This window comes from Dyadobacter sp. CY261, assembly GCF_021440085.1.
Lineage (GTDB): Bacteria > Bacteroidota > Bacteroidia > Cytophagales > Spirosomataceae > Dyadobacter.
Genome location: NZ_JAKCPW010000006.1, coordinates 315613 through 340263 on the forward strand (window position 1 = coordinate 315613; position 24651 = coordinate 340263).

Genomic DNA, 24651 nt, shown 5'->3' on the forward strand with positions numbered 1-24651 from the left:
GCCAAAAGGATCGGGCTATTGTGCGGCTTACTTGTCCGGCAGAAGTTGATCAATGCTTTTTGGATTAAACTCAATACATTGCCGAACTAGTACAAAATAGATTTAAAGCAGTAATAACAATCAACAATCCAGACCCTTACAATCAACGGCTATTTATGAAAAAACTGTATTTCCTGTTCCTTGTGGCCATTCAAACGGCCGCATCAGCCCAAACTACCGAACCTACCTATGCCGAAAAGCTTGGCTATCCGAAGGGCAAAAAAGTGTTGATCATCCATGTCGATGACGTCGGGATGTCATATGAATCCAATCAGGGAGCGATCAAGGCTATTCGTGAAGGGGTAGCAAACTCTCTGAGCGTAATGATGCCATGCGGCTGGGTGCCGGGTTTTGTGCATTATTGGAAAGAAAACAAGGATATCGACGCAGGACTGCACCTTACAATGACCTCGGAATGGAAAGATTACCGATGGGGACCATTGGCAGGAAAAACCAATGTAAAAGGCCTTACCGATCCGGAAGGTGCATTGTGGCGGAGCGTGGCGGATGTCGTAAAAAATGCATCGGCCGACGAAGTCGAAACGGAAATCCGTGCGCAGCTCGAACGCGCCCGCACGATGGGATTCGAACCGACACACCTTGATTCGCACATGGGCACGCTGTTCGCGAAGCCTGAGTTTTTGGAAAGATATCTGAAAGTTGGAATGCAGGAGAAAATCCCTGTAATGTTCCCGGGTGGGCATAATACTGCCATCCGTGGGGAAGAAAAGATGATCGGGGAGCAGTTTGAAATGACACAAAAAGTGGGGAAGCAGCTTTGGAGCGCGGGGTTGCCGGTGTTAGATGACCTCGAAAACAGCAGCTACGGTTGGAAAGGGCCTGAGAATGGCGACAAGTCGGAAAAAGCTTTACAGAAATACAAGACAGCCAAATACATCCAAGCCCTCGGCAAGCTGAAACCCGGCCTGACGATGGTGATCATGCATTGCACCATCCACACCGAAGTGTTCCCGCAAATCTCCGACTCCTGGCCCACCCGCGAAGGTGATTTCCTGGCCATGATCGATCCGGAATTGCGAAAGTATATTGAGAAAGAAGGGATTGTGCTGACGACCTGGCGCGAGGCTATGCAGCGCAGGGCAAAGGTGAAGTGACGATTTTGAGATGCGCTATGGTCGTCCTGAGTTAATGTCATTCTGCTCCTCCCAAATGCGTTGCAATTCGACCACATCGCCAAGGTCTTTGGGGCGTGCGGTGGCTTGCTTTTCGGTAATCAGGTCGCGCAAGTGGATGACCCGGAAAGGCACACCATCGTAATCCGCATCCAGGCCCCGTTCGTAGCACGAGTCGAAATCAGTTTCCGTAAATGCTTTCAATGAATGTCCGAGATCCAGTTCAAAACCCGATTTTCCGAATCGGACCGACGTCCAACCGAAAATGAGCGGCATATTTTTTAGAAGTTCAGCGCCGACTACATCATTTTCAAGCAAGGCCTGTACAAATGCTTCGGTATTCTCCCGGGTATTGCCTATCCAGAGGTCCATATCTAGGGTCGTCCGGACGTGACCATGGACCACACCTGCCATACCGCCGACCAGAAGGTACTTTACGTGATGTTGGTTCAGGCTTTTTAAGAGTTGCAAAACGTCATCACTGCTAATGTCCATTGAATGCTTGTTTTTGTTCCTTGGGTTGGCGCGAAAAAGTTTGCTTGCGACCTCATTGAGGCGAATAAACGTCTCGATGTTCCCGGAGTAGTTAGGCAGGATGCTGGCAGGCATGAAAGTTGAGCGGTGTTTTAATAAAGTTAATCCCAATTCGTAGAACTCCCAAAAACAACAAATGCCCGGACAGCTTCCAGGCATTTGTTACTACATATATTTCTAGAATCGAAGTCCTATAAATCGATCGCCTCGCCGTATGCCGCTTCGGCAGCGCCTTTCAGTGCTTCCGACATAGTCGGGTGCGGGTGGATCGAGCGGAGGATTTCGTGAGATGTAGTTTCCAGTTTGCGGGCAACTACTACTTCCGCGATCATTTCTGTTACGTTCGCGCCGATCATGTGGGCACCGAGGAATTCGCCGTATTTCGCATCAAAGATTACTTTTACGAAACCGTCGGTAACGCCCGCTCCCACCGCTTTACCAGAAGCTTTGAATGGGAATTTGCCAACTTTGATATCGTAACCTGCTTCTTTCGCCTTTTTCTCGGTGAAACCTACCGATGCGATTTCTGGCTGGCAGTAAGTACATCCAGGAATGTTTCCGTAATCCAACGCTTCGGTTTTGTGACCTGCGATTTTCTCAGCACAGATAATCCCTTCAGCGGTTGCCACGTGCGCCAATGCCTGGCCTGGCGTACAGTCGCCAATCGCGTAGAAGCCCGGAACGCTGGTTTCGTACCATTCGTTGACGACGATCTTACCTTTTTCGGTTTTGATACCTGTTTCTTCCAGACCGATGTTTTCGATATTCGCAACGATACCCGCTGCTGAAAGTACCACCTCCACTTCGAAAGTCTTTTCACCTTCCGGTGTTTTCACAGTCACTTTGCAGCCGTTGCCACTTGTGTCTACTTTCTCAACCGAAGAATTTACCAAAGTTTCGATTCCGATCTTTTTGTACTGCTTCGCAATCTCTTTTGAAATTTCTTCGTCTTCAACCGGAACCAGATTAGGGAGGAATTCCACCACGGTTACCTTGGTTCCCATTGAGTTATAAACGTAAGCAAACTCCATTCCGATTGCGCCAGAACCGATTACCAGCATGGAAGCAGGCTTCTTTTCAAGGCTCATCGCCTTGCGGTATTCGATGATTTTTTCGCCGTCGAGTTTGATATTGGGCAACTCGCGCGCGCGGGCACCGGTTGCGATGATTACGCCTTTCGATGCGGAGTAGTCGGTTTTTTTGCCATCCTTATCCGTTACCTCCACCGTTTTCTGGCCCTTTACTTTACCGGTACCGACGATGACGTCAATTTTATTTTTTTTCATCAGGAACGACACGCCTTTGCTCATGGTGTCGGCCACGCCGCGGCTGCGTTTGATTACTGCGCCGAAGTCGGCCGAAGAATCACCCACATTAATACCGTAATCGCTTGAATGCTTGATGTATTCAAATACCTGGGCACTTTTGAGGAGTGCTTTGGTTGGGATACAGCCCCAGTTAAGGCAAATCCCACCTAAACTTTCTTTTTCAACAACTGCAACTTTAAGTCCTAATTGGGAAGCACGAATGGCTGCGGGATAACCCCCGGGGCCGCTACCAATTACAATCACATCATATGTTTGAGCCATTTTCCGGTATTTTTATTGTACGAAATGGGTTGACAAAATTTTCACGCAAAGTTAAGACGATTTGCCAGAATGCCTACATCTGAGAAGTCGCCTATTTAAGTGAAACAGACCGTTGTTGTGATTTGTTCTACCTTTGTAAGACTGAGCTCCTATCGTAATTGGAACGGTTTAAGCACAATGTCACCCTGAGCGTAGTCGAAGGGCATGCACGACGTCGCATACACCCTTCGACTGCGCTCAGGGCGAAAGTATCGTAATCGCTAGTATTACAGTAGTTATTTTTTCAAACTTAAATTCAAAAAATTCAATGACTGCAGAGCAATTGAAAGACTTGAAAGCCCGTGTAGAGGCTTTGGGGAGGTATCTTTGACTACGCTAATCGAAAACAACAGCTAGGAGACCTTGAACAACAGACGGTTCAGCCCGAATTCTGGAGTGATTCGACCCGTGCGGAGAAAACCATGCGGGAAATTCGCGGACTGAAATTCTGGACCAACGGTTATGAAGAACTCGCTCGCTTGCGCGACGACCTGGACACGATCTGGGAATTTTACGAGGCCGACGAAGCTACCGAAGAAGAGGTAGATGAAGAAGGCCAAAAACTTTCTGACAAACTGGACGAAATTGAGTTCAGGAAGATGATGGGAGAAGAGGGCGATGAATTGCCGGCCGTAATCGAGATCAACGCGGGAGCGGGTGGCACCGAGTCGCAGGACTGGGCTTCGATGCTCATGCGGATGTATATCATGTGGGCAGAAAAGAATGGTTACAAGGTCCGCCAGGTGGATTTGCAGGATGGCGATGTGGCCGGAGTAAAATCCGTAACGCTCGAAATCGACGGCGAATATGCCTATGGTAACCTGAAATCGGAAAACGGTGTACACCGCCTTGTGCGCATTTCACCGTTCGACTCGAATGCACGCCGCCACACGTCATTTACCTCCGTGTATGTATATCCGCTCGCGGACGACAACATCGAGATCGACGTCAATCTGGCCGACATTACCTGGGACACCTACCGTTCAGGCGGTGCCGGTGGACAGAACGTAAACAAGGTGGAAACCGCCGTACGTCTGCATCACAAGCCATCGGGTATCATTATCGCCTGTCAGCAGGAACGTTCGCAGTTGATGAACAAAGAGGTGGCGATCCGATTGCTAAAATCGCGTCTCTACCAGATCGAGCTCGAAAAACGGAACTCGGCACGCGCCGAAGTCGAAGCTTCCAAACGCAAGATTGAATGGGGTTCACAAATCCGCAGCTACGTCCTCGACGACCGCCGCGTAAAAGACCACCGCACCGATTACCAGACTTCAAATACCGAAGCGGTTTTGAATGGTGATCTTAATGGTTTTATTAAGGCGTATTTGATGGAGGCTTAAAAAACAGAAGACCTCTCAAACGTACTGTTTCAATTAGCAACGGCGTTTGGAGGTCTTTTTGTTTTAGCTTAAATTTAATACTCCTATAAAACTTCATTGCAATATGACTGGTGTCAGATATATTACCGACAAACAAGGGCATAGAACCGACGTGATTATCGACGCCGTCAGCTTGTAAAAAGCTAGTCAATATAAAAACACTTACCGTGTTCGCGTAGGAAATTACAGGATACTCTACTATTGAGGATCAAATCAGAATTGTAGAAGTATCGGCAGTAAAACATCGCCGCGAAGCTTATGAGTGATCAATCTCCAAAAAGTCTCCCATACACCCAACTAGGTTCCGGCACGAACATTCTCCTGGCATTCCACGGGGTAGGCCAAGATGGTCCCGGGTGCTTCGCAGCGGTTGAAAAGTCCCTAGGTAGGCATTACACCGTCTACGCATTCGATCTCCCCTTTCACGGACAAAATAGCGATGCTCCGTTTGAAGTCATTTCTAAAAATGACTGGAAGAATAGCATGAATCATTTCCTGAAAGAAAATAACATCATCCGCTTTGACATTACCGGTTTCAGCATTGGCGGCCGTTTTGCGCTGGCAACCTTAGAGGCATTTCCTGAAAACATCGATAATGCGTTTCTGATTGCTCCCGATGGCGTTTCGGAGCATCCCATGTACACATTCGCGACGCGTATTCCACCTGCACGATGGATTTATGGCTGGCTCATGCGCCATCCAGGCGTCTTTTTCCCCGGTGTCCACGTGGCGAGGACCTTGAAACTGGCCAGCAAGAGCCTCGTCCGGTTTACCCAACAGGTGCTGAATACGCCTGAAAAGCGGAAAACCATTTATCAGTCGTGGGTAGCGTTCCGGAATTTGAAGTTTGACATTCCTGCTTTGGTCAAAACTGCGAATGCGCATGAGGCAAAAGTGTATCTCTTTGCCGGAGTTTATGATAGCTTGCTTAAACCCCAAGCCGTAAGAAAGCTTGCGGACCTTCTTCCCAAAAATCAATACATAGAACTAAAAAGTGGTCACACGCGCCTGGTTGAGCATGCCGCCGCATGGATTTGCACTTTATTTAAGTAAATTGGGAAAACCTAATCCCTATTTATGGAGCAAACTTTACAGAAAGATGATACCAGCTGGCGCCTTAAAGCGATTATCGGCGGCTCGGCAGGTAACCTTGTAGAATGGTACGACTGGTACGCGTACTCGGCCTTCTCCCTATATTTCGCCAACACATTCTTCCCCGATTCAAATCCAACCGTCCAACTGATCAATACAGCGGGCATTTTCGCGGTTGGTTTTCTGATGCGGCCGATCGGCGGTTTCATTTTTGGTAAATTGGCTGATAACCGCGGCCGTAAAGTGGCCATGACGATATCCGTACTGCTGATGTCCCTCGGCTCGCTGCTAATTGCGCTTTTACCTGGCTATAAAAGCATAGGCATTATGGCCCCGCTTCTCTTACTCGTTGCCCGCCTGCTGCAAGGGCTGAGCGTCGGTGGGGAATATGGTACCTCGGCCACATATCTCAGCGAAGTAGCGACCGAAGACAAGCGCGGATTCTTTTCCAGCTTTCAATATGTGACGCTTATTGGCGGGCAGCTCATTGCATTAGGCCTGCAACTCATTTTACAGAACGTCCTCACCGATACGCAAATGCACGATTGGGGTTGGCGTATTCCCTTCGTCATCGGAGCTTTACTGTCCTTAGTGGCATTGTATCTCCGGGCTCATTTGAATGAGACGGAAGCTTTTCGATCCAAAGACCTTAAAGTGAAAAAAGAAGGGTCGCTGAAAGAGTTGATGAAGCATCCGAAAGCAGTGCTCGTCGTAATAGGCCTCACTTCTGGTGGTACACTGGCATTTTACACCTACACGACCTACATGCAGAAGTTTCTGGTGAATACCGTAGGCCTCACGAAATATCAGTCGACGATGCTGACTTTCTGTTCGCTTTTTATTTTTGCCGCCCTACAACCCGTTTTTGGGGCGTTAAGCGATCGCATCGGCCGTCGGCCGCTGCTAATCGGCTTTGGTGTACTCGGGACGCTACTTACCTATCCGCTCCTCACTACGCTTAGCCATACCAGCGGAATGTGGCCTGCATTCGGCTTGCTGATGGCCGCATTGATTATCGTTAGTGGTTACACGTCCATTAATGCCGTCGTGAAGGCGGAGCTATTCCCCGTGGAGGTACGTGCGTTGGGCGTGGGCCTGCCCTACTCCATCGCCGTGGCGCTATTCGGCGGTACGGCCGAATATTTGGCATTATGGGCCAAAAACCTCGGACATGAGAGTTGGTATTATTGGTATGTAACGATCTGCATTTTCATTTCGCTGATCGTCTATGTCAAAATGAAGGATACCAAACACACTTCCCTCATCGAAAAACATTAATCTCGCACTGGAATACATCTTGGAAAAAATCCATTTCCTCTTGACACAATCCATTTAAAACTGTAACTTTCTTGAAACCAAAAACTTGAAAGTTATGAACATGATGGATCGAATCGAGCATTGGGGCGATACGCACCACCCGGCATGGATGGACATAGTTCGTATTGCTTTGGGAGTATTTCTGTTTGCTAAGGGGATCAGCTTTATCAGCGATACCACCAAGTTGTCTCATATGGTTACCGGCCTGGACTTTCATTTGTACACCGTCACGGCCGTTCACTACGTAGCTTTTGCGCACATTTTCGGCGGGTTTCTCATTGCAATGGGTTGCCTCACCCGAATCGCATCCGTCATTCAGATACCGATCTTGTTAACGGCCGTGTTCTTCGTCAATTTCCGGGCAGGTTTTTCCTACCTCAATTCGGAATTTTGGCTTTCGATGATCACGCTCATCCTGGTGGTCACGTTCGCCATAATAGGCTCCGGACGTTACTCGATGGACGAGTGGATGAAAAATCATAACAACTGAGTCAAACCATTTCGGGTGCGGCTTTGTAAAGGTATTTCCGCTTGTATTCCAGTGGTGTCATGTCGGTAACCTTCTTGAAATGCCGGTAGAAGTTGGATACATTGTTAAAACCGCACTCGAAACATATTACCTCCGTTGCCATTTTATCTTCAATCAGAAACCGGCAGGCCTGACTGATCCGAATCTCTACCAGGAAATCGTTATAAGTTTTCTTGGTCATCAATTTGAAATACCTGCAAAAAGACGTAATCCCCAGATTGGCGATCGAGGCGACGTCCTGCAATGAAATGTCGTTCCGATAGTTGGAAAGCGTATATGCGTAAATTTTGTTCAGCCGGAGCGTCTCAGCGTCATTGGATTTATAAAATGCATGCGCCGATGCAATCGTTTCACATTCGCTGGCCTCGGCCAGGATCTTAAGGATCGAAAGCAATGCGATTAAACGATCGAGATTTTCCGCATCTACCGCCGAATGCATCAAACGGATCACCTGTTCTTTAGCTTCGCCATGAACCAAAAGCCCCCGCTTGGCCCGTTCGTACAATTTCGGGATCTGATATGCCTCCGGCAATAGCAGCAGTTCACTTCCAAGGCAATTGGGTAGGAAATGGATAATAATTACTTCCACCGCCGTATTGCTAGCCCCCTCTTCTACCCGCCAGGTATGTGGCAGATTTTCACCCAGCAATATCAGTTCACCATCCGAAAAGTTACTGATATTGTCGCCAATGAACCTTACTCCCCTTCCCTTAACCAAAAAATGCAGTTCAAGCTCCGGATGGTAATGCCAAACCGTGCCAAAGCCGGAATCTTTGTCATGACGTATGCTGAACGAAGTCCGCGATGGAATGGGGACCTTATGAAAATGCGGTTTCATTTTAAATCAATCCGGCAGGTTTAGGTTGGCTGCCACTGCTCAATTTAAAAGAATTTTTTTTAATAATCCATCCTGTACAATCCACAAGATTGTAAAAAAATACTATTAAATAGCGTAATACTAATATTACCCTGCACTCTAAATGTGGTCAACTCGCTCGGAATGACTGTATCCGGTCGAGGTACTGCTTTCGGGCGATCGGATCGTTATACTTTTTCATTTCCCCAAAAATCTGGTCTTTCAGGCTGCTGAAAAGGTAGGATTGGAAGTTACCCTTCATGCCCAGGCCAGAGCGCTCGTTCCATATCTTTCTAAATACCGATTCGATCACGTTTTCTGCTTCCGCCTCGTCTTTCAGCAACACAGCGCAGAACTTGAATGCCGGAACGTGAAAATACGAACGTAGTTGTGTAAATGCCGCTTCGTCACCCTGGGTTACCCGATCCAAAATTTGCTGGTTAGGAAAATTCATAGCTTTAAAAATTAGGGTTCATTCCAATTGGGTTATTTTAATGGTTCCTCAACAGTCTTTTTAAACACGCTGGGAATGCCGAGCTCCGTCTGAATCTGATCGACTTCATCGAGCAACATGTCAGCACGTTCCTGCAATTCCGGCGTCAGTTCGCCCACGTCCCGTCTGGTGTAGGCGGCAATGGGAAATCCCCTTTTTTGCATACAGTACTTCGCAATCGTCGGATAAGCTGAGTGTACAATCTCCATCGAGTCGATGAAAAACTTTTGAAGCATTTTTACATCTTCCTCGCGGTCGGCATTGTCGTAATTCTCACAAATCCACACGATCAGTTCAGGATAAATATTTCCCTGAATACAGGACAATCCTGCCGCACCGGCCCGAAGCGACGCCACCGCATTCGCCATGTAGGCATCATACAATCCGAAACGATACCCTTCGGCAACTTTAATTCTGCGGATCACCTCGTCCAGATCGAGACAAGTATCTTTATGATAAATAATTCGGTTGGAAGGGAGCAACTCCGCCAGAACTTCACTACTGATCAGCCGTTTGTAGGGAACGGGGCATTCATAAAACCCAAGCGGAATGTCACCGGTCAGGGCAATCAGCTCGTTAGTCCGCTGGATAAATACCTCATCGCCTTCGTTCTCTTCCGCCAGCAGTCCGGTAATTACAATAACCGCCTGCACACCGGTATCATATATACGTTTTACAAATTGTGCCTGCTCTGCAATCGGCCCTCCGAATGTCCCGGTAGCCACTACGGGTACCCGTCCCGCCACCTGATCGACCACTGTTCGGGTCACCGTCAGCCTTTCTTCTTCCGTCAATTCATACATTTCGCTGGAAAGGCAGTTCGCAAAAAGCCCGGCCGCACCCGATTCCAGGTACAATTCCGTCAATGCTTTTAAGCCTTCGTAATCCACCTCTCCCGATTCCAGGAAGGGTGTAAGCATGACCGGAATGAAGCCCTGAGGCAACGACACAGCGGAAGACGTTACAGATGACATCGTATTGTTGTTATATGCTATTTGAAAAAATTGTCCGTTAAAAGGCTACTCGCGCGTAGCGTTACATTACTTGCTGTGCAAAAGCACCTCTTTTTCAACCGGCCCCTTGCGTTTTAGCCTGGTAAGCAGCACGCCGGTCAAAAAGATCGTCAGTGTACCCACCACCATGATCATATTCTGGTGCAATGGGTTACGTAAAAATGAATAGGTGTCAGGAAGTTGAGCTGAGAACGTCATCCAGATAATGACCACAATCCCGATAATGGTTGCGGTGAGCGCCTCCGCGTTTTTGGTACTTTTGGAAATCATACCGAGCAAGAAAAGCCCGAGCATACCACCCGCAAAAATCCCGGAAAGCATCCACCACACATCGAGTACACTTTTCACACCGATCATCGCAATGCCCGTTATCATTCCGAGCAAACCGAAGACGGTCGTCGCGATGTAAAGCAACCTCAGCGATTGCTGCGGTGTCAGATCTGATTTGATGTATTTTTGGTAAATATCCACTGAAAAAACCGTCGCCGAAGCGTTCATCCCCGAGCTGATCGTGCTCATTGCAGCCGACATGATCGCAGCGATGATGAGACCTAGCAAGCCTACCGGAACTTTGGTTACCATGAAATGCGGCATTACCTTATCGCCATAATCGGCAGGGGAAAGTGTAGCTGCCAGGTTAGCAATGGCATCGGCTGTTCCGCCCGGCAATTTTTCGGCGGCCACTTGCATTTTAATGGTTTGCAGTAGCTCAGGATTGCCTTGGTAATAGGCAAAAAGACACGTTCCCAGTAAAAAGAATATCAGGGAAACCGGCACGTACAAATACACACAGAGCCACACCGAACCCGCAGCTTCCTTTGCGGAGGAGGTAGTGTGATACCGTTGTACATAATTCTGGTCCATTCCGAAATTATTCAGATTCATAAAAAACCCGTAAAGGAGAATGACCCAAAAAGAAGCCTGCGTAAAGTCAGGTGCCAACGTTCCCAAGCTGAATTTTTCATTCGCCTTTCCAACCTCGATAATGCTCGGCATTCCCCCGGAAACCCCCGTAACGACCAGATAAAGAATTACCAGCGCACCGATCGTTTTAATAACACCCTGGACTACCTCCGTCCAGATCACCGCTTCCATTCCGCCCATAACCGTATAAAGCACAATACAGATCCCCACCACCACCATAATCGTGGACATAGGATATCCGGTAAGTGCCTGCAAACTCAATGCAATGCCGAAAAAGATTGAACCCATACGCGCCAATTGTGTAAGCAGGAAGCATATTACGGCATAAGTACGCGCCCAGGGCCCAAAACGGTGTTCGAGATGGGTATAAGCCGAAACCTCGCCGGTCCCTCTGTAAAAAGGAATAAAATATTTGGTGGCAGCCCAAGCAGCAAAGGGCATCGACAAGCTGAAAACGAAAGAACTCCAATTGCTGCCGAATGCCTTGCCCGGCACGCCCAGGAAAGTGTTGCTGCTTAAAAACGTCGCATAAATCGAAATGCCGATCGCCCAGCCGGGAATGCGGCCCGAGGCTTTGGTAAACTGCTCGGCGTTGGTATTCTTTCTCGAAAAATAAACCCCCACGGCAACCATTCCTGCCAGATAGGCAATCACAATGACGAGATCAATGAGAGGTAAGGATTTCATTCTACTTTTCGGGTATTTATAACTTTACCACAAAGAAACAGGATGAAGTTGATGGTTTTGTGGCTTTTTGTAGCGTATTGTTGTACGATATTATCAAAGGATGTTAAGAACGCTTAATATTCATCCTATGATTCTACTATACCTTTATCCTTGAAGAAATATCCGATGCCAACCGTTGAAATGACAATCAGGACAATTAAAATAATTTTTGTTGCCAATCCTTCATTTGGATGTTCGAGCAGATAGCGGATATCCTGCGCTTCCTTTCCGGCCCAGACGGCGAGCACCGTTCTGGGGATCATACCCAGCGTACCGCCGGTCAGCACTTGTTTGAAACGCGCACCGGCCATGGCAAAAAACAGATTGGTAATGGCAAAGGGCAATACAGGTGACAGCTTGGCAAAGAAGATCAGCCGCAGCTCATTCTTGTAAAATCTCCTTAGCAGCGTTTCAACCTGCGGGTAAACCTGAATAAGATAGCCGCGCACCGACGCCGCATGAAGAAAGTTTGCTGATACATATATAATGGCTATCGCACCAATGTTGAGCGTGAAAAGCATCGGCAGCGAAGCCCATCCCAGAAAATAGCCATAAACCAATGCCAGAAATGTAGGAGGTGTGAGAGCAGAAGCGGAAGCCAGCGTAAGAATGAAGGTTATCCCTACCCACCATTCCATGGGCAACTCCCGGAGAATCTTCTCGTGATTGATCGCCCAGGCCGTAATAATAGAGGTCGTCACTAATGGCACGATCGTCATCAGGATGCTAACGATGACCGGAAGTGAAAATCTTTTTGGTGTAGACGTTTCCAAGACTAATACGCTTTACAATTCTAATTTTATAACCAGTTGTTTGGCTAAAAGGTTTTTGTCATCTTGCTTTATTGCATTAATATTTAGCGTGCCACGAAAAGATGAAATTCGCAACCAAAGCCATACACGCCGGCGTCGAGCCGGACCCGACTACCGGCGCCATTATGACGCCGATTTACCAGACTTCCACCTACGTCCAGGAAAGCCCGGGCAAGCACAAAGGCTACGAATATGCCAGAAGCAGCAACCCGACACGCACCGCATTACAAACCGCATTGGCGGCATTGGAGAACGGCAAACACGGCATCGCTTATGCCTCCGGCCTAGCCGCCACCGACGCCGTATTGAAGCTGTTCCGCCCCGGCGACGAGATTATCGCGCCAGCCGACATATATGGTGGTACCTATCGCCTCATGAAGCGCATTTTCGAGCCGTACGGACTTGTCTTTAAGTTTATTGACATTGATGAAATAGGTGAATTAAAGACACTAGTTACCGAAAAGACAAGGCTGGTATGGCTTGAAACACCCACAAATCCGCTGCTTAAGATCATCGATATTGAGCAAGTCACCCGCATTTGCCGCGAAAAGAATATCCTTACCTGCGTCGACAACACATTCGCATCGCCATATCTCCAAAACCCGCTCGACCTCGGTGCCGACATTGTGATGCATTCCGTCACCAAATACCTCGGCGGGCATTCCGATACCGTGATGGGTGCTTTAATAACCAATAATGACGAGCTCGCCAGTCAGTTAAAATTCATCCAGAATGCCAGCGGCGCCGTACCGGGTCCCCAAGACTGCTTTCTGGTGTTAAGAGGGTTGAAAACGTTGCACATTCGCATGCAGCGCCATTGCGAAAATGCCGGACAAGTCGCTATTTGGCTTTCTGCACATCCCAAAGTAGGAAAAGTGTACTATCCCGGCCTGTCCGATCACCCCGGACACGAGCTGGCCGGAAGGCAAATGCGCGGCTTTGGAGGTGTGGTTTCATTTGAATTAAAAGACGACAGTTATGAAAAAGCTGTGCGTACGATGGAAAACCTACGGGTATTCGCGTTGGGCGAGTCGCTGGGTGGTGTAGAATCCCTCTGTACGCATCCCGCCAGCATGTCGCACGGCGGCATGCCACGCGAAGAACGCTTAAAAATCGGCTTGAAGGATACGTTGATACGGCTTAGTGTGGGTATCGAAGATGTAGAAGACTTACTAACCGATCTCGACCAGGCTATCGGCACCGATTAGCATTCAGCGTTGCATTCGACTGGCAAAAAGCTTACTTTTGGAACCATTTTTGAATCAGACACTAAAACATATTTAATCAATGGAAGTATCAGGAACAGTCATTTCTTTGCTCCCAGAGGTCACAGGCCAGGGAAAAAACGGAATGTGGCGCAAACAGGAATTTATTCTTGAAATCCCATCGCAATTCCCTAAAAAAGTGTGCATTTCGCTTTGGGGTGACAAGATTGACCAGGCTAATCTGCAAGTGAATGATTCGGTAACTGCTTCCATTGATGTGGAAAGCCGCGAATACAATTCACGCTGGTATACGGAAGTCCGCGCATGGAAAGTGGAGAAGGCGGGAGCAAGCGGTGGTAATGCTGGTTACAATGCAGGAGGCGCACCCCTGCCACCGGTAACCACCTTTACTGAAGACGAATCGGACGATCTGCCATTTTAAATCCGATAGAGCCGGCCGCTATGAATAATCTTATGATCGTTTTTGTAGGAGGCGGGCTCGGTAGCCTGGCACGTTACGCCATCGGAAAAGCATTTTCGCAATGGCCGTCAGTTTTCCCATTCGGAACATTGACGGCCAATATTCTGGCCTGTCTGATCCTGGGCATGTTCGGCGGTTGGGCTACATTCAAATCCGCTGACTTTATAGCTGCTTCCCGGCTGTTCATTGTCGTCGGTTTCTGCGGGGGTTTCAGTACGTTTTCGAGTTTTAGCAATGAAACCATCCAGCTTTTTCTCAACGATCGTTGGATTGAAGCAGCGCTTAATGTTATAGTCAGCGTTGTAGCCAGTTTCGCAGCTACATTTTTGGGAATGTGGCTCGGCAAAACCTTTCTGGCCATATAACCAAGGTTAGTTCGACTGATAAGCCATCGACATTGTGAACTTGTCGATTATTTCGTGCGGATGCACTTCCAGAATCCGCGCCAGTACCATTACTACCAATGTATTGGAAGCAATTTTGCGGGGAATACCAGCAAATGCGGCGAAAACGTCGACCGTCACCGATTCCTTTTCATCGAGGAGTTTCATCAGTTTTTTTTCCTTATCACCATACTGAAAACTGATATCTCGCTCGCCACGGCCACGGCGCATGATTTCCTTCATTTCGCGGCTTGCCTGAATGGACTTATCCTCCACGCGGATGTACGCCTGCCTCGTACCCGTATCGTCCACCACATAATGCGGTTTGTCGATGCTCTTTGGGATTGTCAGCACGAGCACATCGCGGTCGGGCGTGATGGCCACACGTTCTTTTTTGAAACTTATTTTGGGGAAAATATACTTGTCGATTGCACGTGTGAGGGTGTATTCATCTTCATCGGCATCTTTAAGGCCCTTTATGGTCTTGTCGTCACCCACTCCGACCATCAGCTTGCCGCCGCCTGAGTTTGCGAAGGCAACCACTTCGCGGACGATCTTCTCGGGATGGTTGGATTTCAATTTGAACTCCAGATGCTCCCCTTCACCTTTCTTTACCAGCTCTTTCAACAATCGAAGCTCCATCGGGTTGGAATGGATAAATTATGAGTTATGACCAAATCACTTTCGGTAACTTACCTCGTCCTCCTCATTTGTTAACGCTAACAATTTACATTCCTTTTGTCAGATTTAAAAAAATTTGAGATCGAGTTCTGTGAAAAAAGCGGACCATTTATCACAAAAAAAACGGCACCGATAGAGTGCCGTTTTCATTTAATATTCGTCTTCATTGAAAAAGAAATCGTCTTTGGTGGGATAGTCGGGCCAAATCTCTTCAATGCTTTCATAGGGCTGACCATCATCTTCAAGCTCCTGAAGGTTTTCAACTACTTCTAACGGAGCGCCTGTTCTGATTGCAAAGTCAATTAGCTCGTCTTTGGTAGCTGGCCAGGGAGCATCTTCAAGATACGATGCGAGTTCGAGAGTCCAGTACATAATATTTTCGCCTATTAATGGTTACTTTACTTTTCTGCAAAAGTAAAAAATTTGCTATCTTTTAAAAGCTTAAAGCGAAAAAAAAGAAAAATAATTACCGGGTTACAAATTTAATTTTTTGATATTATTTAATTATCTGACTACCAGAATATTAAACTTTTGCCGTAAGTAATGTCTTCGCAGAAATACCCAGACCTTTATGGATCACGCGGATCATTTCAAGCATCTGCGAGCGTTTTCTGTTGAGGGCCTGCGGACTAGCTTCGCAAAGTTTGTAACCACGACATTTCCCCTCTCCCCGAAAAACCCTTAATTTCCCTTCCCATTACAAATACCATATTATGACTATTGAAATTTGCGCCTACTCGCTGGAATCCTGTATCAATGCGCAGGTTGGCGGGGCGGGCAGGATTGAACTATGCGGCGGGCTCGGGGAAGGCGGCACCACGCCCAGCGCCGGCTTGATTGAAATCGTGAGAAAACACGTCGATATACCTATTTATGTAATGATCAGGCCGCGGGGCGGTGATTTTGTATATGATTTTTTTGAGGAAGAAATCATGCGCAAAGACATCGATCTTGCCAAAAAACTCGGGGCAAACGGAGTTGTTTTGGGCATTCTCACTCCCGAAGGAAATGTTGACATAACACGCACCAAAGCGCTCGTTGATTATGCTGCTCCATTGAAAGTAACTTTCCATCGCGCATTCGACCTTACGCCGGATCCGATGAAAGCACTTAAAGATGTAATAGCCACCGGTGCCGAGCGTATCCTCACCTCCGGTCAGAAACCATCGGCCATTCAGGCGACCGAATTGCTCGGAAAGCTGTCAAGAGAAGCCGATGGAAAAATAGAAATCATGGCCGGCGGTGGCGTGAACCACCAGAATGCTGCCGAGCTGAAAGCTGCCGGTGTGCATTCATTACATCTGACTGCCAAGAAGTTCCGCCCTGCACGGCAGAAATTCTTTCTCGAAGGCATTTCAATGGCCGGAGAGATCCCCGATGAAAAGTCGGTAATGTATTCGGATCTCGAACTGATTGAAGCAATGGTACAAGCAGTGTCCGAATAAGGCCCTTTTTCAAATCATGCACAAGTCAACATCCTCTCTATGAAGTTTGTAAAGGCAATTTTATTCATTGCGATAACAGCCGGGCTCGTGTATGTACTGAACAAGCCGTGGGGGCCTGCGCCCGCGATGGGCCCATTCCTGAGCCCATTCCGAGGATTGTGGCAGAACAGCGAAAAGGTCGTCGACCCGAAAACGCGGGTGACCGTGCAGCTCGACAGCCTGCGTGAAGAGATCACCATCCGCTTCGACGATTATGGCGTGCCGCATATTTTTGCGAAAAACGACTTCGACCTCTTTTACGCTCAGGGCTACATCACAGCCAAAGACCGGCTGTGGCAAATGGACCTTCAAACCCGCGCCGCAGCCGGTCGGCTTTCAGAAATCCTGGGATCGGCCACATTGGCGATAGATCAGCAAAGCCGCCGTTTAGGAATGGGTTACGGAGCCGAAGCTAATCTGAAAATAGCCATGACAGACCCAAAAACAAGGGAAGCATTGCTAGGCTATACGGCAGGTGTAAATGCGTTTATCCGGCAACTCGCACCGAAGGATTATCCCATTGAATTCAAATTGCTGGGATATAAACCTGAGCCCTGGAAGCCTATCAATACCATGTATATGCTCGAACAGATGACGCTCACGCTTGCGGGGCGGTCCAACGAGCTGGCTATGACCAATGCATTGAAAAAATACGGTCACGAAACCATCGCGCAGCTCTTCCCCGACTATCCGTTGTTACAGGAAAGCCCGATCATCCCTTCCGGTACAGCATGGGATTTCCCAAAGCTTCCTGTTCCAAAGGCTAATGCACCGATGGTTCCTGGTGATAGTGTTACGTTAACGAGGAAGTCTCAAAATACACTTTTGGAGAGAGAACCCAAGGAAGAAGGGATCGGCAGCAATAACTGGGCCGTAAGCGCCGAAAAGTCCATAACAGGCTATCCAATACTCGCTAACGATCCGCATCTCGAATTGTCGCTGCCCTCCATTTGGTACCAGGTGCAATTGCATTCGCCGGATATGAACGTCTATGGTGTATCGCTTCCGGGTATCCCGAGCGTCATTATCGGTTTCAACCAGCAGGTGGCTTGGGGCGTTACCAATGTGGATGCCGATGTTTTTGATTTATATAAAATCAAATTCAAAAATGAGTACCGGAATTTTTACTGGCATGACAACCAGTGGAAACCCACGCACAAGCGGGAGGAAGTTATTCAGGTAAAAGGTCAACCTACACCTTACCGCGAGCAGATCATCTATACCCATCACGGCCCCGTAACCGATTCGGATGGCTCGTTTGGAGATTTTCCCAACCTGGCAGTTAAATGGATAGGACATGAGCCGGGGAATAGCTTTATGACATTTTATGAGCTGAATAAAGCCAAAAACTTCGCAGACTACCGCAAAGCGTTGACGCATTATGTAGGCCCGGCACAGAACTTTGTATTTGCAGATAATGAGAAGAACATTGCCCTTACCGTTAACGGGAAGCTCCCGTTGAAATACAAGGACCAGGGCAAATTCCTGCTCGACGGATCGTCTACCGCCGACGATTGGCATGGCTGGGTGCCCGCCGAGCAGAATCCGTTTGTGAAAAACCCGCCGAGAGGTTTCGTAAGCAGCGCCAACCAGTCTTCGGCCGATACTACTTATCCTTATTATATCAACTGGAGCTTTTCACCGTCGGAAAGGGGCATACGAATCAATGAGCGCCTGCAAGCGATGGCAAAAGCCAATGCGGATAGCTTGCGAATGCTTCAAAACGACAATTTCAGCGTGCTTGCACGCACTTTGCTACCCAAATTGCTGAACATCCTTGAAACACAGTCGTTAACCCCCCAACAAAAAGCGGCACGCATTCTGCTATCGAACTGGAATTACCAGAACTCGCCGGAATCTGTCGCCGCATCCGTTTTTGAAACGTGGTTCCCTTTATTGGGACAGGCTATTTGGAACGATGATTTCGCATCAGCTGATAAACCAATGGAATACCCCTCGCGCGACCGGACATTATACTTGATTTTGAAACAACCAAACGAGAAATGGTTCGACAATGTCGATACTCCCGAAAAAGAAACGTTGCCTGATCTCGTATACCAAAGCTTCAACGCCTCGCTCGACACATTAACTGCACACAAAGGCCCAATGAGCTCTGAATGGCAATGGTCGAAAGTCAAATCGGCCGAAATCAGACATTTAAGCCGGAGTATCAAACCATTCAATGCACCACCATTGGTGACCGGCGGAGGGAGCAGTATCGTGAATGCGATAACCAAACGGAAAGGGCCTTCGTGGCGGATGGTGGTGGAACTGGGCCCCACGCCTCGGGCTTACGGCATTTATCCGGGAGGGCAGTCCGGTAATCCAGGCAGCCCCTATTATCTCAATTTGCTTCAAAAATGGGAAAAAGGGGAGCTGAATGAGCTGATCTACCTCACATCCCCGGATCAGAAAGTGCCACACCTGGCATCGAGTCTTGTCTTACAAAAACGTTAATCCCGAACCTTATGAATTTTTTTGTAATAGCTATTCTGTCCACTTTATTACAAATATTTACCCCGTGGTGGGTGATTGCCATTGTACCTTTTGTTATTCTTTTCTGGCTACCGGCCACACCCTCGGGTGCATTCTGGACCGGTTTCGGCGGCATTGCAGTGCCCTGGCTGATTTACGGCTATTACCAGCACTTTATTTCCGACGGCGCCCTCTCCGACCGCGTTGCGCAGATTTTCATGCTTCCAAACGGAATTCTATTATTGCTCGTAACGGCACTCGTTGGCGGGCTTGCTGGCGGCTTTTCAGGCCTTTCAGGATATTGGGTGCGACAAATCTTCCGGAAGCATCCTGTGCCCCTATCTGCTCGCGCGTCGTGACTGGCGCAGCCGAACCTCCGGGGGCTACTTATTCATTGTACTTAAACACAAATCATTATCTTTGCGGCTCGTTCAAAAAAACAATAAACCTTAAAAACGTGAACAACAATACTTCATTGATCTGGAACGTCGTCCTCTCGCTCGCGGTGGCGGTGTTATTCTTCCTACATTTTTCAAGTAAATCGTCCTCAGAATCGGGAGCAGCCGCAGACGGCGCAGTAGTGGCAGGTCGCCGTACTGTTTACGTGCAGGTCGATTCGCTTTTGAAAAATTACGACTTTTTCAAAGACACCAGAAAAGAGCTTGAAAACAAGAATTTCCAGCTTGAAAACGAGTTGACTACCAAAGGCCGCTCGTTGCAAAATGAAGTAGCCTTTTTCCAGCAAAAAGCGCAGACAATGACTCCTGAGCAAGCTCGCTCAACCGAAGCACAGCTTATGAAAAAGCAACAGGACCTGGTTGCCTACCGCGATCAGTCGGCCCAGGCGTTAGGCCAGGAAGAGGCTAAAAAGAATGAAGAACTTTACAAAAACATCCGTTCTTACATCGACAAATACAACAAAGAGAATGGCTACGAATACGTATTGGGCTACTCACTGGGCGGCGGCATCCTGTTCGCGAACCCATCCCTGGATGTTACCCAGAAAATCGTTGAAGGTTTGAACAAAGAATATAAAAACGCTGGCAAACCCGCGGCAGCTGATACTACTAAGAAGAAATAGTTTTTTAGTCAGCCATATCAAAAAAGCGAAGCAGATGGTCGAAAGGCTATCTGCTTCGCTTTTTTGATATATGGATAAATTATTTCTCAGTTTATTTCTAATTCAAAGCCCCGAAGAACATTCTCGCCTGATAAGCTCTGATCAAATCCGTTGACAATCTGCACTTCCTCATTGCCGCGGTAAATGAAAACGGTTTCGGTTGGCGGTATTGATCAGCCACGCAAGACGACAGCCATTTTCGATCCATTCCTCCTGGATTTTCTTCTGCATGCTCCTCAGATCGTCGTTCGCTGACATCAATTCAATTATAAAATCCGGGCATATGGGCGGGAATTTGGTTCTTCCGCATCTGTTAACCGTTCACGGCATCAACCAATAGTTGATGATCAAGTTCAGCATTCCCGTGGTTCCGCCAGTCTTAGGCATAATGTAGATCGTTCCTTCCCTACCCCTCTCTATTTTGAGTTGATCATTCTCCCTGCAAAACTCATAGAATTCATCGTCGTCAAGACGCAGAGGTTTGTATCTCAATTCTATCGTATCTATGTTTTTGTTTCCATACCTAATGCAATGTAAACATTTTGAAACATCAACTAATTTGAGGTCCGCTTCAAACGAAAACAGGACAGCCGGAAAACCGACTGCCCTGCCATCATTATATTAATATTTCCTAAACCGCCGAAGAAGAGAACTTCGCGCCGATGTACTCGCGGTTCAAGCGGGCGATGTTTTCAAGGCTGATTTCTTTCGGGCATTCTGCCGAGCAGGCACCGGTGTTGGTACAAGCTCCAAAACCTTCTGCATCCATCTGCGCCACCATTTTCTCGGCGCGGATGCTGCGTTCTGCCTGTCCTTGCGGCAGCAATGCCAGCTGGGATATTTTCGCTGAAACGAAAAGCATTGCTGAAGCATTCTTACATGCTGCCACGCAAGCGCCGCAACCGATACAAGCAGCAGCAGCAAACGCGTCGTCAGCTGATTCCTTAGCGATCGGCAATGAGTTGGCGTCCTGTGCATTACCCGTGTTCACAGATACGAAACCTCCGGCCGAGATCACACGGTCGAATGCATCGCGGTCTACAACGAGGTCTTTGATTACCGGGAATGCGGATGCTCTCCAGGGCTCTACCACGATGGTATCACCGTCTTTGAAAGAACGCATGTGCAACTGGCAGGTCGTTACACCGCGCAGAGGCCCGTGCGGACGGCCATTGATATACATTGAGCACGCACCACAGATACCCTCACGGCAGTCGTGGTCAAACGATACAGGCTCTTTTCCTTCTTCGATGAGCTGCTCATTCAATACATCGAACATTTCAAGAAATGACATATCAGGCGAAACGTGGGCCAACTTGTAGTCCTCGAAACCTCCCGCCGCGTCTTTATCGCTTTGTCTCCACACTTTCAGAGACAAACTCATATTTCCTTCCATACCTATATTCTTTATATCTGATTCTACTTTTAAGTGTGGCATAAATCCATGCCACCGGAGGTTTTATTTATAGCTTCGCTGAGCGATCTTGATGTTTTCATACACAAGCTCTTCTTTATGAAGCTCCCAATCTTCCGGGCCTTTGTGCTCCCAGGCCGATACGTACATGTAATTTTCGTCGTCACGCAATGCCTCGCCTTCTTCGGTCTGATATTCCTCACGGAAGTGCCCACCACAAGATTCGTTACGGTCCAGTGCATCGAGGCACATCAGCTCGCCTAGTTCGATAAAGTCTGCAACGCGGTTCGCTTTGTCGAGTTCGGGGTTGAAATAAGTAGCGTTACCCATCACTTTTACGTCCGACCAGAAGTCTTTTCTCAGCTGGCGGATTTCCTGGATCGCCTCTTTCAACCCTTCTGCATTACGCGCCATGCCGCATTTGTCCCACATGATCTTGCCTAAACGACGGTGGAAAAGCTCGGGTGAAGTTTTACCCTGAATGCGCAGCAATGTCTCGATGCGCTCTCTCACTTCCGTTTCGGCCTTTACAAATGCTTCGTGGTCGGTAGAGATTTTCCCGGTGCGTATTTCACTCGCCAGGTATGCACCGATCGTGTATGGAATCACGAAATAACCATCCGCGAGACCCTGCATCAGCGCCGAAGCACCGAGGCGGTTCGCACCGTGGTCGGAGAAGTTGGCTTCGCCCAGTGAATATAAACCAGGAACGGTCGTCATCAGGTTATAGTCAACCCAAAGGCCACCCATGGTGTAATGCACCGCGGGATAGATACGCATAGGCACTTCATACGGGTCTTCGCCGGTGATTTGCTTATACATATCGAAAAGGTTACCATATTTTTCCTTCACAACTGCTTTACCCCATGTGATAATGTCGACGTCGGAAGCATTATGGATATTATTCTTACTGGCTTCTCCACGTCCGTAACGCTCTACCGCCGCGGCGAAATCGAGGTAAACGGCCAGTTTAGAAGTTCCTACCCCATAACCCGCATCGCAGCGTTCCTTGGCAGCACGCGACGCGATGTCTCGCGGCACCAGGTTACCGAAAGCGGGGTAACGACGTTCGAGGTAGTAATCGCGCTCTGCTTCGGGAATTTCGTTACCCGGACGGTTATCATTCTGTTTTTTAGGAACCCAGATACGTCCGTCGTTACGCAACGATTCCGACATCAATGTCAGTTTCGACTGATGTTCGCCGGAGACCGGGATACAGGTCGGGTGAATTTGGGTAAAACAAGGGTTACCAAAGAATGCGCCGCGTTTGTGGGCTTTCCATGCTGCGGTAACGTTGCTACCCATTGCATTGGTAGAAAGGTAAAAAACGTTTCCGTAACCACCAGTACAAAGCAATACGGCATGGCCACCATGTCTTTCGAGTTCGCCGGTAATGAGGTTACGGGCGATAATACCGCGACATTTGCCATCAATATTCACGATGTCAAGCATTTCGTGGCGGTTGTACATTTTGATAGTGCCCATACCAACCTGGCGCTGCAAGCCTGAATAAGCTCCGAGCAAAAGTTGCTGGCCCGTCTGGCCCGCCGCGTAGAATGTTCGTTGAACCTGTGTACCACCGAAAGAACGGTTGGAAAGCAAACCGCCGTATTCACGGGCGAAAGGCACTCCGGCCGCTACGCATTGATCAATAATGTTACCGGAAACTTCGGCAAGGCGGTGCACGTTCGCTTCACGCGCACGGTAGTCACCTCCTTTAATGGTATCATAAAAAAGACGGTAAACCGAGTCACCGTCATTTTGGTAGTTTTTTGCTGCATTGATCCCTCCCTGCGCAGCAATGGAGTGCGCACGGCGGGGGGAATCCTGAAAACAGAACGCTTTTACCTTGTAACCCAGCTCTGCAAGGGTAGCAGCTGCCGAAGCTCCTGCTAAACCGGTACCAACCACTATAATTTCCAGGTTACGTTTGTTGGCAGGGTTTACAAGCGGTACGGAGGAGCGGTATTTGCTCCATTTACTTTCAAGTGAACCTTGGGGTATTTTGGCATCCAGACGAGATGACGTTGCCATATATTAAATATTATTTAATCAGAGATTTGAAAATGAAACTTGCCGGGACTAATTCACCCAGCCGAGATAAATCGAGATCGGCATCAGCGCGAAGAGGATCGGCACGATAATCGAAAATGCAGTTCCAACAAATGAAATCGCGCCGTTGTACTTCACGTGGTTGAGACCCAACGATTGGAACGCGCTTTTGAAACCGTGCAGCAAATGCCAGAAAAGCGAAATGCAGCCCAACACGTAAATGAGAACAATCACCGGGTTCTGGAATATGTCGAGCATCATTTGGTACAAATTCAATTCTTCACCTGTTGCAAACTGGTTAGAACGATTGGGAATCCAGAAATGGGCAGTGTGGATTACCAGGAATATCAGCAGCAATGTTCCGAGCAAGCCCATGCTGCGCGAATACCAGGTACTGTTAGCGGATGCATTGTTAACCGCGTATCTCACCGGACGTGCTTCGCGATTATTTTTCCACAGGATCAAACCATCGGCGATATGGAGTATAAAGCCCGCAACGAGGCCTATTTCAAGCGTACGTATAATCGGGTTGGTGCCCATGAAGTGTCCCCAGTGGGAAAAAGTCTCTCCGCCATCATTATAAAAAATCATTGCATTAATGGTGGCATGAACAACCAAAAAGCTTATCAAGAAAAGTCCGGTAAGAGCCATCAGAAGTTTTTTACCAATAGAGCTCGTTAACGTTTGTGAAAACCACGACATAATAAAAACGAATGGTTTTAGTGCAAAAAAATGAGGTATATTTAGAACCTTTCAAAGGTATATCACAAACCTATGCGAGACAAAAAAACGGTTTCATTTTTGCAAACAGGCCTGTTTATTTATAATCATTATTAAGAATTATTTAGACTGATTAGAGTCTGCGAAAGCAAGCCGCT

26 protein-coding genes are annotated in these 24651 nt (G+C 48.0%); 12 read left to right on the top strand and 14 right to left on the bottom strand.

Annotated elements, in window-relative coordinates; translation table 11 throughout:
- Positions 1–155: 155 nt before the first annotated feature.
- Positions 156–1154: a polysaccharide deacetylase family protein gene (locus LZD49_RS18655; protein ID WP_234669087.1), complete on the top strand. Its 999-nt coding sequence runs from the start codon at positions 156–158 to the stop codon at positions 1152–1154.
- A 15-nt stretch (positions 1155–1169) separates the two neighbouring features.
- Here the strand turns inward: LZD49_RS18655 and LZD49_RS18660 are convergent, their stop codons facing one another.
- Together LZD49_RS18660 and lpdA are read right to left on the bottom strand one after the other, a co-directional pair.
- Complete coding sequence (locus tag LZD49_RS18660; protein ID WP_234669088.1) at positions 1170–1781, bottom strand: nucleotidyltransferase; 612 nt, start codon at positions 1779–1781, stop codon at positions 1170–1172.
- A 116-nt stretch (positions 1782–1897) separates the two neighbouring features.
- Complete coding sequence (gene lpdA, locus LZD49_RS18665) at positions 1898–3295, bottom strand: dihydrolipoyl dehydrogenase (RefSeq protein ID WP_234669089.1); 1398 nt, start codon at positions 3293–3295, stop codon at positions 1898–1900.
- A gap of 307 nt (positions 3296–3602) precedes the next feature.
- On the opposite strand from lpdA, the gene prfB reads away from it, so the two are divergent.
- The 4 genes from prfB (at position 3603) to LZD49_RS18685 (ending at position 7615) form a co-directional block, all read left to right on the top strand.
- Positions 3603–4677 (top strand): peptide chain release factor 2 gene (prfB, locus tag LZD49_RS18670; protein ID WP_234669090.1). Its coding sequence is split into 2 segments (ribosomal slippage): positions 3603–3662 and positions 3664–4677, totalling 1074 coding nucleotides; the frame shifts between segments, so codons are not numbered across the junction.
- A gap of 297 nt (positions 4678–4974) precedes the next feature.
- Complete coding sequence (locus tag LZD49_RS18675) at positions 4975–5769, top strand: alpha/beta fold hydrolase (protein ID WP_234669091.1); 795 nt, start codon at positions 4975–4977, stop codon at positions 5767–5769.
- A 24-nt stretch (positions 5770–5793) separates the two neighbouring features.
- Positions 5794–7086, top strand: coding sequence for an MFS transporter (locus LZD49_RS18680; protein ID WP_234669092.1), 1293 nt, complete (start codon positions 5794–5796; stop codon positions 7084–7086).
- A 94-nt stretch (positions 7087–7180) separates the two neighbouring features.
- On the top strand, positions 7181–7615 hold the full coding sequence (locus LZD49_RS18685) for a DoxX family protein (RefSeq protein WP_234669093.1): 435 nt from the start codon (positions 7181–7183) through the stop codon (positions 7613–7615).
- A gap of 1 nt (position 7616) precedes the next feature.
- On the opposite strand, the gene LZD49_RS18690 is transcribed toward LZD49_RS18685, so the two are convergent.
- From LZD49_RS18690 to LZD49_RS18710, 5 genes are all read right to left on the bottom strand, one after another.
- Positions 7617–8492 (bottom strand): AraC family transcriptional regulator, encoded by an 876-nt coding sequence (locus LZD49_RS18690; RefSeq protein ID WP_234669094.1) that lies wholly within the window; start codon positions 8490–8492, stop codon positions 7617–7619.
- Positions 8493–8640: 148 nt separating this feature from the next.
- Positions 8641–8964 carry an RNA polymerase sigma factor gene (locus LZD49_RS18695; protein ID WP_234669095.1) on the bottom strand — a complete coding sequence of 108 codons (324 nt, stop codon included), beginning with the start codon at positions 8962–8964 and terminating at the stop codon, positions 8641–8643.
- A 32-nt stretch (positions 8965–8996) separates the two neighbouring features.
- Positions 8997–9977: a dihydrodipicolinate synthase family protein gene (locus LZD49_RS18700; protein WP_234669096.1), complete on the bottom strand. Its 981-nt coding sequence runs from the start codon at positions 9975–9977 to the stop codon at positions 8997–8999.
- 66 nt (positions 9978–10043) lie between these two features.
- Entirely contained in the window at positions 10044–11627 is a 1584-nt protein-coding gene (locus LZD49_RS18705) for a sodium:solute symporter (RefSeq protein WP_234669097.1), read from the bottom strand.
- A 125-nt stretch (positions 11628–11752) separates the two neighbouring features.
- Positions 11753–12439: a VTT domain-containing protein gene (locus LZD49_RS18710; protein WP_234669098.1), complete on the bottom strand. Its 687-nt coding sequence runs from the start codon at positions 12437–12439 to the stop codon at positions 11753–11755.
- 101 nt (positions 12440–12540) lie between these two features.
- Between LZD49_RS18710 and LZD49_RS18715 the strand changes: the two genes are divergently transcribed.
- From LZD49_RS18715 to crcB, 3 genes are all read left to right on the top strand, one after another.
- A complete protein-coding gene (locus LZD49_RS18715; RefSeq protein ID WP_234669099.1) occupies positions 12541–13686 on the top strand; it encodes a cystathionine gamma-synthase in 1146 nt (381 codons plus the stop codon).
- 79 nt (positions 13687–13765) lie between these two features.
- Positions 13766–14125, top strand: coding sequence for a DUF3127 domain-containing protein (locus LZD49_RS18720; protein WP_234669100.1), 360 nt, complete (start codon positions 13766–13768; stop codon positions 14123–14125).
- 20 nt (positions 14126–14145) lie between these two features.
- Complete coding sequence (gene crcB, locus LZD49_RS18725; protein WP_234669101.1) at positions 14146–14529, top strand: fluoride efflux transporter CrcB; 384 nt, start codon at positions 14146–14148, stop codon at positions 14527–14529.
- Positions 14530–14535: 6 nt separating this feature from the next.
- Here the strand turns inward: crcB and LZD49_RS18730 are convergent, their stop codons facing one another.
- Both LZD49_RS18730 and LZD49_RS18735 read right to left on the bottom strand, forming a co-directional pair.
- On the bottom strand, positions 14536–15189 hold the full coding sequence (locus LZD49_RS18730) for a helix-turn-helix domain-containing protein (protein ID WP_234669102.1): 654 nt from the start codon (positions 15187–15189) through the stop codon (positions 14536–14538).
- 189 nt (positions 15190–15378) lie between these two features.
- Positions 15379–15600 carry a DUF2795 domain-containing protein gene (locus LZD49_RS18735; RefSeq protein WP_013927448.1) on the bottom strand — a complete coding sequence of 74 codons (222 nt, stop codon included), beginning with the start codon at positions 15598–15600 and terminating at the stop codon, positions 15379–15381.
- 341 nt (positions 15601–15941) lie between these two features.
- Here LZD49_RS18735 and LZD49_RS18740 point away from each other — a divergent pair, with 341 nt between their 5' ends.
- From LZD49_RS18740 to LZD49_RS18755, 4 genes are all read left to right on the top strand, one after another.
- Entirely contained in the window at positions 15942–16673 is a 732-nt protein-coding gene (locus LZD49_RS18740; RefSeq protein WP_234669103.1) for a copper homeostasis protein CutC, read from the top strand.
- Positions 16674–16712: 39 nt separating this feature from the next.
- The gene (locus LZD49_RS18745) at positions 16713–19169 is read left to right on the top strand and encodes a penicillin acylase family protein (protein WP_234669104.1); all 2457 of its coding nucleotides are present in this window, start codon (positions 16713–16715) and stop codon (positions 19167–19169) included.
- A gap of 11 nt (positions 19170–19180) precedes the next feature.
- Complete coding sequence (locus tag LZD49_RS18750; protein ID WP_234669105.1) at positions 19181–19546, top strand: hypothetical protein; 366 nt, start codon at positions 19181–19183, stop codon at positions 19544–19546.
- Between the two features lie 98 nt (positions 19547–19644).
- The gene (locus tag LZD49_RS18755; RefSeq protein ID WP_234669106.1) at positions 19645–20268 is read left to right on the top strand and encodes an OmpH family outer membrane protein; all 624 of its coding nucleotides are present in this window, start codon (positions 19645–19647) and stop codon (positions 20266–20268) included.
- 168 nt (positions 20269–20436) lie between these two features.
- Here the strand turns inward: LZD49_RS18755 and LZD49_RS36105 are convergent, their stop codons facing one another.
- From LZD49_RS36105 to LZD49_RS18775, 5 genes are all read right to left on the bottom strand, one after another.
- Positions 20437–20565: a hypothetical protein gene (locus LZD49_RS36105; RefSeq protein ID WP_409021337.1), complete on the bottom strand. Its 129-nt coding sequence runs from the start codon at positions 20563–20565 to the stop codon at positions 20437–20439.
- Positions 20566–20628: 63 nt separating this feature from the next.
- Positions 20629–20799 (bottom strand): hypothetical protein, encoded by a 171-nt coding sequence (locus LZD49_RS18760; protein ID WP_234669107.1) that lies wholly within the window; start codon positions 20797–20799, stop codon positions 20629–20631.
- A 139-nt stretch (positions 20800–20938) separates the two neighbouring features.
- Positions 20939–21703 (bottom strand): succinate dehydrogenase/fumarate reductase iron-sulfur subunit, encoded by a 765-nt coding sequence (locus LZD49_RS18765; protein WP_234669108.1) that lies wholly within the window; start codon positions 21701–21703, stop codon positions 20939–20941.
- A 63-nt stretch (positions 21704–21766) separates the two neighbouring features.
- Complete coding sequence (locus LZD49_RS18770) at positions 21767–23755, bottom strand: fumarate reductase/succinate dehydrogenase flavoprotein subunit (RefSeq protein WP_234669109.1); 1989 nt, start codon at positions 23753–23755, stop codon at positions 21767–21769.
- A 48-nt stretch (positions 23756–23803) separates the two neighbouring features.
- The gene (locus LZD49_RS18775) at positions 23804–24475 is read right to left on the bottom strand and encodes a succinate dehydrogenase cytochrome b subunit (RefSeq protein ID WP_234669110.1); all 672 of its coding nucleotides are present in this window, start codon (positions 24473–24475) and stop codon (positions 23804–23806) included.
- Between the last annotated feature and the right edge of the window lie 176 nt (positions 24476–24651).

Coding starts and splice junctions, on each gene's coding strand:
- LZD49_RS18655 (WP_234669087.1), top strand. CDS start 156: ATGAAAAAACTGTATTTCCTGTTCCTTGTGGCCATTCAAACGGCCGCA.
- LZD49_RS18660 (WP_234669088.1), bottom strand. CDS start 1,781: ATGCCTGCCAGCATCCTGCCTAACTACTCCGGGAACATCGAGACGTTT.
- lpdA (WP_234669089.1), bottom strand. CDS start 3,295: ATGGCTCAAACATATGATGTGATTGTAATTGGTAGCGGCCCCGGGGGT.
- LZD49_RS18675 (WP_234669091.1), top strand. CDS start 4,975: ATGAGTGATCAATCTCCAAAAAGTCTCCCATACACCCAACTAGGTTCC.
- LZD49_RS18680 (WP_234669092.1), top strand. CDS start 5,794: ATGGAGCAAACTTTACAGAAAGATGATACCAGCTGGCGCCTTAAAGCG.
- LZD49_RS18685 (WP_234669093.1), top strand. CDS start 7,181: ATGAACATGATGGATCGAATCGAGCATTGGGGCGATACGCACCACCCG.
- LZD49_RS18690 (WP_234669094.1), bottom strand. CDS start 8,492: ATGAAACCGCATTTTCATAAGGTCCCCATTCCATCGCGGACTTCGTTC.
- LZD49_RS18695 (WP_234669095.1), bottom strand. CDS start 8,964: ATGAATTTTCCTAACCAGCAAATTTTGGATCGGGTAACCCAGGGTGAC.
- LZD49_RS18700 (WP_234669096.1), bottom strand. CDS start 9,977: ATGTCATCTGTAACGTCTTCCGCTGTGTCGTTGCCTCAGGGCTTCATT.
- LZD49_RS18705 (WP_234669097.1), bottom strand. CDS start 11,627: ATGAAATCCTTACCTCTCATTGATCTCGTCATTGTGATTGCCTATCTG.
- LZD49_RS18715 (WP_234669099.1), top strand. CDS start 12,541: ATGAAATTCGCAACCAAAGCCATACACGCCGGCGTCGAGCCGGACCCG.
- LZD49_RS18720 (WP_234669100.1), top strand. CDS start 13,766: ATGGAAGTATCAGGAACAGTCATTTCTTTGCTCCCAGAGGTCACAGGC.
- crcB (WP_234669101.1), top strand. CDS start 14,146: ATGAATAATCTTATGATCGTTTTTGTAGGAGGCGGGCTCGGTAGCCTG.
- LZD49_RS18730 (WP_234669102.1), bottom strand. CDS start 15,189: ATGGAGCTTCGATTGTTGAAAGAGCTGGTAAAGAAAGGTGAAGGGGAG.
- LZD49_RS18735 (WP_013927448.1), bottom strand. CDS start 15,600: ATGTACTGGACTCTCGAACTCGCATCGTATCTTGAAGATGCTCCCTGG.
- LZD49_RS18740 (WP_234669103.1), top strand. CDS start 15,942: ATGACTATTGAAATTTGCGCCTACTCGCTGGAATCCTGTATCAATGCG.
- LZD49_RS18745 (WP_234669104.1), top strand. CDS start 16,713: ATGAAGTTTGTAAAGGCAATTTTATTCATTGCGATAACAGCCGGGCTC.
- LZD49_RS18750 (WP_234669105.1), top strand. CDS start 19,181: ATGAATTTTTTTGTAATAGCTATTCTGTCCACTTTATTACAAATATTT.
- LZD49_RS36105 (WP_409021337.1), bottom strand. CDS start 20,565: ATGTCAGCGAACGACGATCTGAGGAGCATGCAGAAGAAAATCCAGGAG.
- LZD49_RS18765 (WP_234669108.1), bottom strand. CDS start 21,703: ATGGAAGGAAATATGAGTTTGTCTCTGAAAGTGTGGAGACAAAGCGAT.
- LZD49_RS18770 (WP_234669109.1), bottom strand. CDS start 23,755: ATGGCAACGTCATCTCGTCTGGATGCCAAAATACCCCAAGGTTCACTT.
- LZD49_RS18775 (WP_234669110.1), bottom strand. CDS start 24,475: ATGTCGTGGTTTTCACAAACGTTAACGAGCTCTATTGGTAAAAAACTT.